The sequence below is a fragment of the Streptococcus infantis genome, from assembly GCF_047465035.1.
In the GTDB taxonomy this organism is placed as follows: Bacteria; Bacillota; Bacilli; order Lactobacillales; family Streptococcaceae; genus Streptococcus; species Streptococcus infantis_T.
Genome location: NZ_JASHAQ010000006.1, coordinates 108,770 through 123,878 on the forward strand (window position 1 = coordinate 108,770; position 15,109 = coordinate 123,878).

11 protein-coding genes, 1 tRNA gene and 1 rRNA gene are annotated in these 15,109 nt (G+C 39.8%); 12 read left to right on the forward strand and 1 reads right to left on the reverse strand.

Features of this window, described 5'->3' with window-relative positions; genetic code table 11:
* The first annotated feature begins 64 nt into the window (after positions 1–64).
* From QM406_RS04315 to gap, 8 genes are all read left to right on the forward strand, one after another.
* Positions 65–1,738: a BglG family transcription antiterminator gene (locus QM406_RS04315; RefSeq protein ID WP_414273503.1), complete on the forward strand. Its 1,674-nt coding sequence runs from the start codon at positions 65–67 to the stop codon at positions 1,736–1,738.
* Positions 1,739–1,854: 116 nt separating this feature from the next.
* Positions 1,855–2,946: an L-ascorbate 6-phosphate lactonase gene (gene ulaG, locus QM406_RS04320; RefSeq protein ID WP_006153413.1), complete on the forward strand. Its 1,092-nt coding sequence runs from the start codon at positions 1,855–1,857 to the stop codon at positions 2,944–2,946.
* 114 nt (positions 2,947–3,060) lie between these two features.
* A complete protein-coding gene (gene tkt / locus QM406_RS04325; protein WP_414273504.1) occupies positions 3,061–5,037 on the forward strand; it encodes a transketolase in 1,977 nt (658 codons plus the stop codon).
* A 116-nt stretch (positions 5,038–5,153) separates the two neighbouring features.
* Entirely contained in the window at positions 5,154–5,474 is a 321-nt protein-coding gene (yajC, locus tag QM406_RS04330) for a preprotein translocase subunit YajC (protein ID WP_000509386.1), read from the forward strand.
* A 48-nt stretch (positions 5,475–5,522) separates the two neighbouring features.
* Complete coding sequence (locus QM406_RS04335; RefSeq protein WP_045762480.1) at positions 5,523–5,978, forward strand: low molecular weight protein-tyrosine-phosphatase; 456 nt, start codon at positions 5,523–5,525, stop codon at positions 5,976–5,978.
* Positions 5,953–6,366 carry a hypothetical protein gene (locus QM406_RS04340; protein ID WP_414273505.1) on the forward strand — a complete coding sequence of 138 codons (414 nt, stop codon included), beginning with the start codon at positions 5,953–5,955 and terminating at the stop codon, positions 6,364–6,366. The genes QM406_RS04335 and QM406_RS04340 overlap by 26 nt, the downstream gene beginning before the upstream one ends.
* A gap of 289 nt (positions 6,367–6,655) precedes the next feature.
* Positions 6,656–9,307 (forward strand): bifunctional acetaldehyde-CoA/alcohol dehydrogenase, encoded by a 2,652-nt coding sequence (gene adhE / locus QM406_RS04345; RefSeq protein ID WP_414273506.1) that lies wholly within the window; start codon positions 6,656–6,658, stop codon positions 9,305–9,307.
* A 286-nt stretch (positions 9,308–9,593) separates the two neighbouring features.
* Positions 9,594–10,604, forward strand: coding sequence for a type I glyceraldehyde-3-phosphate dehydrogenase (gene gap / locus QM406_RS04350; RefSeq protein ID WP_045762475.1), 1,011 nt, complete (start codon positions 9,594–9,596; stop codon positions 10,602–10,604).
* Positions 10,605–10,677: 73 nt separating this feature from the next.
* Here gap and QM406_RS04355 read toward each other — a convergent pair whose 3' ends face one another.
* A complete protein-coding gene (locus QM406_RS04355) occupies positions 10,678–11,553 on the reverse strand; it encodes an RluA family pseudouridine synthase (RefSeq protein WP_414267820.1) in 876 nt (291 codons plus the stop codon).
* 88 nt (positions 11,554–11,641) lie between these two features.
* Here QM406_RS04355 and pbp2a point away from each other — a divergent pair, with 88 nt between their 5' ends.
* From pbp2a to QM406_RS04375, 4 genes are all read left to right on the forward strand, one after another.
* Entirely contained in the window at positions 11,642–13,867 is a 2,226-nt protein-coding gene (gene pbp2a, locus QM406_RS04360) for a penicillin-binding protein PBP2A (protein WP_414273507.1), read from the forward strand.
* 172 nt (positions 13,868–14,039) lie between these two features.
* Positions 14,040–14,504 (forward strand): sigma-70 family RNA polymerase sigma factor, encoded by a 465-nt coding sequence (locus QM406_RS04365; RefSeq protein WP_414273508.1) that lies wholly within the window; start codon positions 14,040–14,042, stop codon positions 14,502–14,504.
* Positions 14,505–14,577: 73 nt separating this feature from the next.
* Positions 14,578–14,649, forward strand: a tRNA-Glu gene (locus QM406_RS04370).
* A gap of 242 nt (positions 14,650–14,891) precedes the next feature.
* A 16S ribosomal RNA gene (locus QM406_RS04375) occupies positions 14,892–15,109 on the forward strand; the annotation flags it as partial.

Here is a 15,109-nt window from a genome sequence, read left to right on the forward strand (position 1 = left end):
TACGAATGTGATACCATTATAAAGTTGTTTTTGGAAGCGATTGACAAATAGAGGAGTATGAATTATGGTTTTAGATAAGGCGAGCTGTGACTTGCTTCAATATTTGATGGATCAAGAAACGTCCAAAACGATTATGACGATTTCAAAAGATCTAGCTCAATCTCGAAGAAAAATCTACTATCACATTGATAAAATCAATGATGCTCTGGATGATGAGAATTTGCATATCATCAGTCTGCCTCGGATTGGTATTTACTTGACCGATGAACAAAGAGAAGCTTGTCGTCAATTATTAGACGAAGTTGATTCTTATGATTACATCATGAGTGCCAACGAGCGGATGCAGCTGATGCTCCTTCTGATTGGTATTTCCAAAGAGAGAATCACGCTTGAAAAACTCATGGAATTAACAGAAGTCTCTCGAAATACAGTCCTTAATGACTTAAATAGCATTCGTTACCAGCTGACACTAGAGCAGTATCAAGTAACGCTTCAAGTTAGTAAATCTCGAGGTTACTATCTAAATGCACATCCTCTTAATAAAATCCAGTATCTTCAATCCCTTCTCTATCATATCTTTATGGAGGAAAATCCAGCCTTTGTTGCTATTTTAGAGGAAAAAATCAAGGAACGATTAGACGGTGAGATGCTTCTTTCCGATGAGGTCAATCAATTTCTCAAAAAACAGGTTCCACTGGTTGAGCAGGATTTGGGGAAAAAAATAAACCATCACGAAGTCACCTTTATGTTACAGGTCCTTCCCTATCTTCTACTAGGGTGTGATACCGTTACTCGAAATCAAGATAAACATCAAGAAATTGATCAAGAATTTTCATTGATTCGAAAGAGGATAGAATACCAGGTATCTAAGAAACTAGGAGAACGCTTGTTTGAAACATTTGGCATCTCGTTTTCAGAATTAGATACATCTCTCTTGGCCATTCTTTTGTTATCCTATCGAAAAGATCGAGACATCCATGCAGAAAGTAAAGATTTTCAACATTTGAGAATAGCTTTAGAAGAGTTTATTTGGTGTTTTGAATCTCAAACCAGAATGGAGATTGAACAGAAAGAAGACTTGTTGAGGAATCTCGTGATTCATTGTAAGGCTCTACTATTTAGAAAAAATTATGGGATCTTCTCAAAAAATCCTTTGACTCGGCAGATTCGTTCCAAGTATAGTGAGCTTTTCGTAATTACAAAAAAATGTGCTGAAGTGCTAGAAGAAACCTGGCAGATTCGATTGACGGATGATGAGATTGCCTATCTGACCATTCACGTTGGAGGATTTTTAAAGTATACTCCATCGATTCAAAACAATACCAAGAAGATTTATATTGTGTGTGATGAAGGAGTTGGCGTTTCTAAACTCTTACTTAAACAATGTCGCTTCTATCTTCCAAACGAACAGATTGGGGCAGTCTTTACCACTGAGCAGTTCAAAAGCGTGGAGGATATTACTCAGGTTGATTTACTTATTACAACAAACGATGAGCTTGAGAGTCGCTTCCCAGTGCTAAAGGTAAATCCTATACTTGAGGCAGAAGATATTTTACGCATGACAGACTTTATGAAGAATAAGGTTCTTAGAAAAGACGGTCGAACCTTCAAGGAAAATCTATCAACCATTATCGGCACCTATATATCGGATAAACATGCAGCGGCAAAATTACAAGAAGAAATTCAACTTTTAATCAACCAAGAATTAGTCATCCAAGCTTTTTTAGATGAATCATAAACATCACAGTCCAATGATGAACACAAGCCTGTGTTTTTCTTGGTCTTTTTTAATATATCGGTCGGTGTTATACTAAGTATGAAATAAATACTTGAACAAAATATGGAGGATTTCAAATGCCAAACGTAAAAGAAATTACAAGAGAATCATGGATTTTAGCTACTTTCCCAGAGTGGGGAACATGGTTGAACGAAGAAATCGAAGAAGAAGTCGTTCCTGAAGGTAACTTTGCCATGTGGTGGCTAGGCAACTGTGGTACTTGGATTAAAACACCAGGTGGTGCTAACGTTGTCATGGACCTTTGGTCAAACCGTGGAAAATCAACTAAAAAAGTGAAAGATATGGTTCGCGGACACCAAATGGCAAATATGGCAGGTGTTCGTAAATTGCAACCAAACTTACGTGTTCAGCCAATGGTTATCGATCCATTTGCTATCAATGAACTCGACTACTACTTGGTTTCACACTTCCATAGTGACCATATCGACCCATACACAGCTGCAGCAATTCTCAATAATCCTAAGTTAGAACATGTTAAGTTTATCGGCCCTTACCATTGTGGACGAATCTGGGAAGGATGGGGTGTTCCAAAAGAACGCATCATCGTTGTCAAACCAGGTGATACTATTGAACTAAAAGACATGAAGATTCATGCGGTAGAATCATTTGACCGTACTTGCTTGGTAACGCTACCAGTGAACGGTGCTGATGAGACAGGTGGTGAACTTGCTGGCTTAGCTGTTACAGATGAAGAAATGGCTCAAAAGGCTGTTAACTATGTCTTTGAAACACCAGGTGGAACCATCTATCATGGAGCTGATTCTCACTTCTCTAACTACTTTGCAAAACATGGTAAAGACTTCAAAATTGATGTTGCTTTGAATAACTATGGTGAAAACCCAGTAGGTATCCAAGATAAAATGACTTCTATCGACCTTCTTCGCATGGCAGAAAATCTTCGTGCAAAAGTCATTATTCCAGTTCACTATGATATCTGGTCTAACTTCATGGCTTCTACCAATGAAATCCTAGAACTTTGGAAAATGAGAAAAGATCGCTTGCAATACGATTTCCATCCATTTATCTGGGAAGTTGGTGGTAAATACACTTATCCTCAAGACCAACACTTAATAGAATACCATCACCCACGTGGTTTTGATGACTGCTTCGAACAAGACTCAAACATCCAATTCAAAGCCTTGCTTTAATATAAAAATTTTTTCTGGAGGTTATCCGTATGTTGCACGATACGGATAATTTTCATATAATAGTACAAATAGAATATGTGATAGACCTATCACCTCAAAGAGAAAGGAAATTCTATGTCAAATCTATCTGTTAATGCGATTCGTTTTCTAGGTATTGACGCTATCAATAAAGCGAACTCAGGTCACCCAGGGGTGGTTATGGGAGCTGCACCGATGGCATACAGCCTATTCACTAAAGAACTTCGTATCAATCCAGCCCAACCAAACTGGATTAACCGCGACCGTTTCATTCTTTCAGCTGGTCACGGATCAATGCTTCTTTATGCCCTTCTTCACCTTTCAGGATTTGAAGATGTGAGTATGGATGAAGTGAAGAACTTCCGTCAATGGGGCTCTAAAACTCCAGGTCACCCAGAATTCGGTCATACAGCAGGGGTTGATGCAACAACAGGCCCTCTAGGACAAGGGATTGCGACTGCGACAGGTTTTGCACAAGCAGAACGTTTCCTTGCAGCTAAGTACAATCGTGAAGGTTATAACATCTTTGACCACTACACTTACGTTATCTGTGGAGATGGTGACTTGATGGAAGGTGTCTCAAGTGAAGCTGCTTCTTATGCAGGCTTGCAAAAGCTTGACAAGTTGGTTGTTCTTTATGATTCAAATGATATCAACTTGGATGGTGAGACAAAAGATTCTTTCACAGAAAGTGTCCGTGATCGTTACAATGCTTATGGTTGGCATACAGCCTTGGTAGAAGATGGAACAGACTTAGAAGCTATTCATGCTGCTATTGAAGAAGCTAAGACTTCAGGAAAACCATCTTTGATCGAAGTGAAAACTGTTATTGGTTATGGTTCTCCAAATAAACAAGGGACTAATGCCGTACACGGTGCCCCTCTTGGCGCGGATGAAACTGCGGCAACTCGCCAGGCACTTGGTTGGAACTATGAACCATTTGAAATCCCAGCAGAAGTTCATGCTGATTTCAAAGAAAATGTTGCAGACCGTGGCGCATCAGCCTATGAAGCATGGACAAAACTAGTCGCAGATTATAAAGAAGCTCACCCAGAACTGGCTGCAGAAGTGGAAGCAATCATCGAAGGACGTGATCCAGTTGAGGTGACTCCAGAAGACTTCCCAGCTTTAGAAAATGGCTTCTCTCAAGCAACTCGTAACTCAAGTCAGGATGCTTTGAATGTAGTAGCTGCTAAATTGCCAACCTTCCTTGGTGGATCAGCAGACCTCGCTCATTCAAATATGACTTACATCAAAACTGATGGACTTCAAGATGATGCAAATCGCTTGAATCGCAACATCCAGTTTGGTGTTCGTGAATTTGCAATGGGTACTGTCTTGAACGGAATGGCTCTTCACGGTGGACTTCGAGTTTATGGTGGAACTTTCTTCGTATTCTCAGACTACCTTAAAGCAGCAGTTCGTTTGTCAGCCTTACAAGGTCTTCCAGTGACTTATGTCTTCACTCACGATTCAATCGCAGTTGGTGAAGATGGACCAACTCATGAACCGATTGAGCACTTGGCAGGTCTTCGTGCGATTCCAAACCTTAATGTTTTCCGCCCAGCAGATGCGCGTGAAACTCAAGCAGCTTGGTATCAAGCAGTGAAGAGCGAGAAAACACCAACTGTTCTTGTCTTGACTCGTCAAAACTTGACTGTTGAAGAAGGAACAGACTTTGCTAAAGTTGCAAAAGGAGCTTATGTTGTATATGAAAATGCAGCAGACTTTGATACAATTTTGATTGCGACTGGTTCAGAGGTTAATCTGGCTGTTGCAGCTGCTAAAGAATTGGCAAGTCAAGGTGGAAAAGTTCGCGTAGTCAGCATGCCGTCTACAGATGTATTTGATGCACAAGATGCAGCATACAAAGAAGAGATTTTACCAAATGCAGTTCGTCGTCGTGTAGCGGTTGAAATGGGAGCAACTCAAAACTGGTACAAATACGTTGGTCTTGATGGAGCGGTTCTCGGTATTGATACCTTTGGAGCGTCTGCGCCAGCACCAAAAGTTTTAGCAGAATATGGATTTACAGTTGAAAACTTAGTAGAACTTGTAAACAACTTGAAATAAGAAAAATCAGGGCATTTGCTCTGGTTTTTTATTGACCTAAAATCAAGGTGCAATCTTGTAAAAACAAGTGAAATTTGATATAGTAGTTTTATCTGAATTACAAAGGAGAAAAAATAATGGGTGGGAATTTAACATTCTTGATTATGCTTGTTTTGATGTTTGGTTTGATGTTCTTCATGCAACGTTCTCAAAAGAAACAAGCTGAAAAACGTATGGAGAGCCTCAACAAACTTCAAAAAGGCTACGAAGTAATCACTATCGGTGGTCTCTACGGAACAGTCGACGAAGTTGATACTGAAAACAAAACGATTGTACTTGATGTAGACGGAGTATACTTGACTTTCGAATTAGGTGCAATTAGAACAGTTTTGCCAGTCAAAGAAGCTGTCACACCTGAAGGTGCAGTTATCGAAGAAGGCAGTGCTATTGAAGAATAAAACGGGGTGGAATGCATTCCCGTTTTTCTATAAATGAGAGGAACAATGATGAAAAAAGTTGTCTTTGTCTGTCTTGGCAATATTTGTCGCAGTCCTATGGCGGAATTTGTAATGAAATCCCTGACCGATAAATATGAGATTCAAAGTCGAGCGACTTCTTCCTGGGAACACGGTAATCCAATCCACAAAGGGACGCAAGGCATCTTTCGAAGTCATGGCGTTCCTTATGATACTTCGAAAACTTCCCAACAAATTTCTAAAAAAGATTTTGAGTATTTTGACTATATCATTGGGATGGATGAGTCTAATCTCGCTGATTTGCGTGAGATGTGTCCACAGGATCAACAATATAAGATACAGCCTTTTGCATCTGAAAGCGTTCCAGATCCCTGGTATACAGGTGATTTTGAAGAAACTTATGACCGAGTTTTAACTGGTTGCCAGGCTTGGTTAAGTCGCTTAGAAAATGAGAGTGAACATGGAAAATTTAAAAAAACTCTATGAAAAATATAGTGTCTATTTAACACGTCCCCGTTTGGAAATTGCAGCAGTAGTAGTCATAGCTCTTTGTGCTATATTTGTATTTGTAGGGAATATGCCTAAGCAAGGAGTTTTAAAATTGGATGGCGATTCACTAGTATATGACGGAAGTATTGTTCGTGGGAAGATGAACGGCCAAGGAACAATGACCTTCTCTAATGGAGATATCTACACCGGACAGTTTAAAAATGGCGCATTTAATGGAAAAGGAACCTACCAAGCTAAGGATGGATGGGTTTATGAAGGTGATTTTGCGAATGGCCAAGCTGAAGGAAAAGGAAAACTGACTACCGAACAAGAAGTAGTCTATGAAGGGGATTTCAAACAAGGTTTATTTCAACAAACACAATAACCTCCTAACAAGGAGGTCTTTTCTCAAGAAATAAAGAAAACGCTTCCTTGGTTTAAGAGTGGAAAAATAAATTAAAAACAAGTTTGTGAAAATAAAAAAATATAATAAGATTTTCACAAACCTCGGGGAAAGAATGCATTATAACGCGAATTTGAGAAAAAAATCACAAAAATATGAAAATTCTTTGTGAAATATCTATGAAACTGTTTACAAAGTAAAAAAAAAGAGTTATACTATACTTGTGAAAAAATCAACAAAGGTTTAAGCCTTTAAGGCTATGGAGGAAAATATGGCTGATAAAAAAACTTTGACACCTGAGCAAAAACAACTCGCTGCTGAAAAGCATGTAGATGGATTAGTACAAAAAGCTTTGGTTGCACTTGACGAAATGCGCAAGTTGAACCAAGAGCAAGTTGACTACATCGTAGCAAAAGCATCTGTTGCTGCTCTTGATGCACACGGAATTCTTGCACAACATGCAGTTGAAGAAACTGGACGTGGGGTATTCGAAGATAAGGCAACAAAAAACCTTTTTGCCTGTGAGCACGTAGTAAACAATATGCGTGGCGTTAAAACAGTTGGAGTTATTGAAGAGGACCCAATTACAGGTTTGACTAAAATTGCAGAACCTGTAGGTGTAATCTGCGGTGTCACTCCAACAACAAACCCAACTTCAACAGCTATCTTCAAATCATTGATTGCTTTGAAAACACGTAACCCAATCGTTTTCGCTTTCCACCCATCAGCACAAGAATCATCAGCACACGCAGCACAAATTGTTCGTGACGCAGCAATCGCAGCTGGTGCTCCTGAAAACTGTGTTCAATGGATTACAGAACCATCAATGGAAGCAACTGGAGCACTTATGAACCACGAAGGTGTTGCGACTATCCTCGCAACTGGTGGTAATGCCATGGTTAAAGCTGCTTACTCATGTGGTAAGCCAGCACTTGGGGTAGGTGCCGGGAATGTTCCTGCTTATGTAGAAAAATCTGCTGACCTCCGTCAAGCTGCTCATGATATCGTTATGTCTAAATCATTTGATAATGGTATGGTCTGTGCGTCAGAACAAGCAGTTATCATTGATAAAGAAGTTTATGATGAATTTGTTGAAGAATTCAAGTCATATCACACTTATTTCGTAAACAAAAAAGAAAAAGCTCTTCTCGAAGAATTCTGCTTCGGTGTGAAAGCTAACAGCAAAAACTGTGCTGGTGCTAAACTAAACGCAAACATCGTTGGTAAACCAGCTGCATGGATTGCTGAACAAGCTGGATTCTCTGTTCCAGAAGGAACAAACATCTTGGCTGCAGAGTGTGCAGAAGTAGGACCAAAAGAACCATTAACTCGTGAAAAATTGTCACCAGTTATCGCTGTCCTAAAAGCCGAAGATACAGAAGATGGTCTTAAAAAAGCTCGCCAAATGGTTGAGTTCAATGGACTTGGTCACTCAGCAGCTATCCATACAAAAGACGAAGAACTTGCTAAACGTTTTGGTACAGAAATCAAAGCAATGCGTATTATCTGGAACTCTCCATCTACTTTCGGTGGTATCGGTGACGTGTACAATGCCTTCATTCCATCATTGACACTTGGATGTGGTTCTTATGGACACAACTCAGTCGGTGATAACGTGAGTGCAATTAACCTTCTAAACATCAAGAAAGTAGGGAAACGTAGAAATAATATGCAATGGTTTAAAGTTCCTTCAAAAATTTACTTCGAACGCAATTCTATCCAATACCTTCAAACATGTGAAGATATTGAACGCGTTATGATTGTTACAGACAAATCTATCGAAAAACTCGGTTTCGTTCAACGCATTATCGACCAATTGAACAAACGTAGCAACCGTGTAACTGTCCAAGTCTTCTCAGACGTTGAACCAGATCCAGATATCACAACTGTAGAACGTGGAACTGAAGTGATGCGAAAATTTGAACCAGACACAATCATCGCACTTGGTGGTGGTTCTCCAATGGATGCGGCTAAAGTAATGTGGCTCTTCTACGAACAACCACAAATCGACTTCCGTGACTTGGTTCAAAAATTCATGGATATTCGTAAACGTGCCTTCCGCTTCCCATCACTTGGCAAGAAAGCGAAATACATTGGTATTCCAACGACTTCAGGTACAGGTTCAGAAGTAACACCATTTGCCGTTATCTCTGATAAGAAAAACAACCGTAAATATCCTTTGGCTGACTACTCATTGACACCAACTATTGCGATTGTTGACCCTGCTTTGGTTGAGTCAGTTCCTGACTTCATCGCTGCCGATACAGGTATGGACGTGTTGACTCACGCTACCGAAGCTTACACTTCAAACTTCGCTAATGATTATACAGATGGTATCGCTCTTCAAACAATCAAGCTTGTCTTCGAATGGTTAGAAAAATCAGTTAAGACAGCTGATCCAGAAGCTCGCGAAAAAATGCATAATGCTTCTACAATGGCTGGTATGGCCTTCGCCAATGCCTTCCTTGGTATGAGTCACTCAATGGCCCATAAGATTGGTGCGGTTCACCATACAGTTCACGGACGTACAAATGCAATCTTGCTTCCATACGTTATCCGTTACAACGGAACTCGTCCATCTAAGACTACTACATGGCCTAAATATAACTACTGGAAAGCTGATGAAAAATTCCAAGACATTGCAAAAATGCTTGGTCTACCTCACTCAACTCCAGAAGAAGCGGTTGAAGCTTATGCTAAAGCTGTTTACGAACTTGGTGAAGCGGTTGGCATCACAATGAACTTCAAAGGCTTTGGAATTGATGAAAAAGCTTGGAAAGACAGCTTGCATGAAATTGCTTTGCTTGCTTATGAAGATCAATGTTCACCTGCAAACCCGCGCTTGCCAATGGTAGCTGACATGGAAGAAATCATGGCAGACGCTTACTACGGTTATGCAGAACGTCCAGGACGTCGTAAATAATAGATTATTAGCCTAGAGGCAGGAGTTATCCTGTCTCTTTTTTGATTTTTCATGAAACCAAAATTTTATAAGGAATCATGATGTGGTAGAGTGAAGGCTTTTACTAAGGTGTCTTAGTAAAATAAGAGGAATTGAAAAGTATAAAACTAAAGTGAAAATCAACGCCCACACTTGCAATTAAACTAAAATAGTTATATAATAGGTATGTTGAAAGGTGATTTGTAGTGATTCAAGTTACTCTTTTCACAATAAAATTTTCATGATTTTCATAAGGAGGAAATCACTAATGGTAGTTAAAGTTGGTATTAACGGTTTCGGACGTATCGGTCGTCTTGCTTTCCGCCGTATCCAAAACGTAGAAGGTGTTGAAGTTACTCGCATCAACGACCTTACAGATCCAGTTATGCTTGCACACTTGTTGAAATATGACACAACTCAAGGTCGTTTCGACGGAACTGTGGAAGTTAAAGAAGGTGGATTTGAAGTTAACGGTAAATTCGTTAAAGTTTCTGCTGAACGTGATCCAGAACAAATTGACTGGGCTAACGACGGTGTAGAAATCGTTCTTGAAGCAACTGGTTTCTTTGCTACTAAAGCAGCTGCTGAAAAACACTTGCACCCAGGTGGAGCTAAAAAAGTTGTTATCACTGCTCCTGGTGGATCAGATGTTAAAACAGTTGTATTTAACACTAACCACGACGTTCTTGACGGTACTGAAACAGTTATCTCAGGTGCTTCATGTACTACAAACTGCTTGGCTCCAATGGCTAAAGCTCTTCAAGATAACTTCGGTGTTGTTGAAGGATTGATGACTACTATCCACGCTTACACTGGTGACCAAATGATTCTTGACGGACCACACCGTAAAGGTGACCTCCGTCGTGCTCGCGCTGGTGCTGCTAACATCGTACCTAACTCAACTGGTGCTGCTAAAGCTATCGGTCTTGTAATCCCAGAATTGAACGGTAAACTTGACGGAGCTGCACAACGCGTTCCTACACCAACTGGTTCAGTAACTGAATTGGTAGTTGTTCTTGAAAAGAACGTTACTGTTGATGAAGTGAATGCAGCTATGAAAGCAGTAGCCAATGAATCATACGGTTACACAGAAGATCCAATCGTATCTTCAGATGTTGTAGGTATGTCTTACGGATCATTGTTTGACGCAACTCAAACTAAAGTTCTTGACGTTGACGGTAAACAATTGGTTAAAGTTGTTTCATGGTACGACAACGAAATGTCATACACTGCACAACTTGTACGTACTCTTGAATACTTCGCTAAAATCGCTAAATAATTCTTGAGTTGATAAAAGCAAGGCCAACTGGTCTTGCTTTTTTTGTATCTATAAGAAAAAATGGATGAAAGTGTCATCCATTTTGGTTTAATTCTCTTTCAAATGTGTCTGATAGCGCAGTAAAGCTTAATTTGTTTAAGGTCAGAGGGTGGACAAAGGATAGTTTAAATGCGTGTAACATTAGTCTACTAGCTTTGGAATGTGGATTGTAGAGAGGATCTCCAAGGATTGGATGTCCGTGGTGAGATAGATGAACTCGAATCTGATGAGTACGTCCTGTTTTTAATCGACAACGAAGAAGACTGGTTTTGTTTTGAAATTGCTTCAATCGAGTTACATGAGTTTCAGCATATTGACCATTTTTGAAATCCACCACCCGTTTTCTACGATCGTGACGATCGCGACCGATTTTGTCTCGAAAGACAAGCTCTTTAGTTCCTATTTTTCCCTCAACCAGAGCCCAGTATTCGCGGGAGATTTCTTTTTTCTCCAATAATCGATTGAGGATGGGCAGTATAAATGGATTTTTAGCAAATAGTACGAGTCCGCTTGTTTCTTTGTCTAGTCTATGAACGACATAGCAAGTCTGGCCTACATAGGCGGTGACATGGTTGAGAAGAGCAATCTCATCTGGTTGATTACCGTGAGTTTTCATACCTTCAGGTTTGTTAACGATAATCAAATGTTGGTCTTGGTAGACTTCTTGGACAAGATTAGGATTCCCCCAAACAATTTCTTTTGTAGGATAATCCTCCTCATCGAAAATCAGTTGACATTCATCTCCGGCTTTGACAGTTTGATGCCAATGGACTTCTTCTTGATTGATGAGAATGTGCTTTTTAATTCTCAAGAAATGCCGTATTTTTCTCGGAATGAGTAGTTGCTCCTCCAAGAAGATTTTGACAGTCATTTCAGGAAGAGAGTCAGGGATAACAAAGGTAAATTTCATACAGATATTGTAACAAAAAATAGATTATTTGGATAGAGAAACTAGCTAAATTCTTGTCTTCCTATGGGGAAGATGATAAAATAAACGCATGAAATTAGATACATTATTTGAAAAGTTTCTTTCTTTATTTAAAAAAGAAGAAGCTGAAATGGAAGAAATAGAAATCGACGAAGCTAATAACGAAGAAAATACCTCGACTAATTTAAGACGGTCAAGAGGTGGGCGAAAGAAAGTTGGGCAAGTCGGACCTATTCGAAAATTTTGGCGTCGCTATCATCTGACCAAAATCTTTCTAATTCTTGGACTAAGTGCAAGCTTGTTTGTTGGGGTTTATCTATTTGCCTTGGCTAAATCGACAAATGTTACAGACTTGCAGAATGCTTTGAAAACAAGAACGGTGATTTTTGATAGAGAAGAGAATGAGGCTGGTGCCTTGTCAGGTCAAAAAGGGACCTATGTTGAACTTTCGGAAATTAGTGAAGATTTGCAGAATGCTGTTATTGCGACAGAAGATAGAAGCTTCTATAAAAATAGTGGAATTAACTATAGTCGCTTTTTCCTAGCTATCCTAACAGCTGGTCGCTCGGGTGGTGGTTCTACAATTACCCAACAGTTAGCGAAAAATGCTTATCTTTCACAAGACCAAACTGTTCAGAGAAAGGCTAAAGAATTCTTTCTTGCTTTAGAATTAACCAAAAAATACAGTAAAAAAGAAATTCTAACCATGTATTTGAACAATGCCTACTTCGGTAATGGAGTTTGGGGTGTTGAGGATGCTAGTAAAAAGTACTTTGGTGTTTCAGCATCGGAATTAACTCTTGATGAAGCCGCCACTTTAGCAGGTATGCTTAAAGGCCCAGAGTTGTACAATCCTCTGAATTCTATTGAGCATTCAACTAATCGAAGAGATACTGTCTTGCAAAATATGGTGGCTGCAGGTTACCTTGATAAAAATAAGGAAGCAGAAGCAGCAAGTGTTGATATGGCTTCTCAATTGAAAGATAGTTATGAAGGGAAAATATCAGACTACCGTTATCCTTCCTATTTTGATGCAGTTGTTAATGAAGCTATTGAAAAGTATAATCTAACAGAGGAAGAAATCGTTAATAACGGTTATCGAATTTATACGGAGCTAGATCAAAATTACCAAGCAAATATGCAGGTTATCTATCAAAATACTTCGCTCTTTCCGACAGCTGAAGATGGGACACATGCAGAGTCTGGTAGTGTCGCTTTGGAGCCAAAAACGGGTGGAGTTCGAGGAGTTGTTGGTCGAGTGGCAGGGGATGATAAGACAGGTTTCAGAAATTTTAACTATGCAACCCAGACCAAAAGAAGTCCAGGTTCAACGATTAAACCTTTAGTAGTCTATACACCAGCAGTCGAAGCGGGTTGGGCTTTAAATAAAGAATTGGATAATCATACCATGGAATATGGAGACTATAAGGTTGACAACTACGCTGGGATCAAAACATCACCAGAAGTTCCAATGTATCAAGCCTTAGCCGAGTCTCTAAATCTTCCTGCTGTAGCGACAGTTAAGCAACTTGGTATCGATAAGGCTTTTGAATCAGGTGAAAGATTCGGACTTGATTTAACGAATGTTGATCGTGTGCTAGGTGTAGCTCTAGGTGGTGGGGTGGAGACAAGTCCGCTACAAATGGCGCAGGCTTATGCAGCGTTTGCAAATGAAGGTTTGATACCTGAAGCGCATTTTATTACTCGTATTGAAAATGCGAGTGGCCAAGTCATTGCAACTCACAAAAATTCTCAAAAACGTATAATAGATAAGTCAGTAGCCGATAAAATGACCAGTATGATGTTAGGTACTTTTACAAACGGTACAGGAATAAGCTCCTCGCCAGATGACTATGTTATGGCTGGGAAAACTGGTACAACTGAAGCAGCTTTTAACCCAGTATATACAAGTGACCAGTGGGTTATCGGATATACGCCTGATGTGGTGATAAGTCATTGGCTTGGTTTCCCGACTACGGACGAAAATCATTATCTGGCAGGTTCGACTTCGAATGGTGCTGCTCACATTTTTAGAAGTATGGCGGAAACAATTCTTCCTTATACACCAGGTAGTACCTTTACAGTTGAAAATGCCTATAAGTTGAATGGTATTGAACCAGAAAACACACGGAAACAAACCACAAGTGATACTAGTACACAGTCTGATGATATACTATCAGATATTCGTGGACGGGCGCAAAATCTGGTCGATGAAGCAGGCAAAGCTATTTCAGATGCTAAGATTAAAGAAAAAGCCCAGACAGTTTGGGATACCATTGTAGATCTGTTTCACTAATACGTTTATAAGCTAAAAGACAAGGATTCAAATCTTTGTCTTTTTTCACTCTCACTTGTCAGCATTTACAACTTCCATAACATTACAGACTTGAAAAAACACAAGATAGGAAAGACAGCCCCTCTTTCCTCCTTTCTCTGCTATACTACAAGCAGAGAAAGGGGGAAAGCAAATGCTTGAAAAGTATTATGAGAAGGTAAAAGGAATTGTCCATAGATGTCGAAAAGATTACTATCTCCACCTGTGGGAGAAAGAGGATTGGGATCAAGAAGGCATGATCTGTCTCCATGAACTTCTAGAAAAGCATCCAGAACTAGTGGAAGAGGAAAAGAAACTCTACGTCTACTTCAAAACAAAATTTCGCAATCGAATCCTTGATAGCGTCAGAAAACAAGAGAGTCAAAAACGTCGCCTAGACCGAATGGCCTACGAAGAAGTAGGAGAAATTAGCCATCGCCTACCAGAAGGAGGATTGTGGTTGGATGATTACTACGCTCTTCATGAATTGTTGAATACTTATAGAAGAAAGTTACCACAAGATAAGCAAGAAGCCTATGAACGCCTCTGGGCAGACGAACGATTTAAAGGCCGCAAAGCCCTTCTCAGAGAGCTGAAGGAAGTAATTCAGGAGAAATGAAAAAAAGTTTAAAAAAGGTGTTGACAAAGTAAGAAAAGTCGGTATAATAGTAAGAGTTGAAAATAACAACTCCGGTCCGTTGGTCAAGGGGTTAAGACACCGCCTTTTCACGGCGGTAACACGGGTTCGAATCCCGTACGGACTATAGTATGTTACAGATGAAACACTAGATGAAAAAAATTAAAAAAAGTTTCAAAAAAGTGTTGACAAGCGAAAGCGACTGTGATATACTAATATAGTTGTCACTTGAGAGAAGCGAGTGACAAAGACCTTTGAAAACTGAACAAGACGAACCAATGTGCAGGGCACTACAACTAAGGTTGTAGTACTGAACAATGAAAAAAACAATAAATCTGTCAGTGACAGAAATGAGTGAGAACTCAAACTTTTAATGAGAGTTTGATCCTGGCTCAGGACGAACGCTGGCGGCGTGCCTAATACATGCAAGTAGAACGCTGAAGGAGGAGCTTGCTTCTCCGGATGAGTTGCGAACGGGTGAGTAACGCGTAGGTAACCTGCCTGGTAGCGGGGGATAACTATTGGAAACGATAGCTAATACCGCATAACAGTAGATATTGCATGATATCTGCTTGAAAGGTGCAATT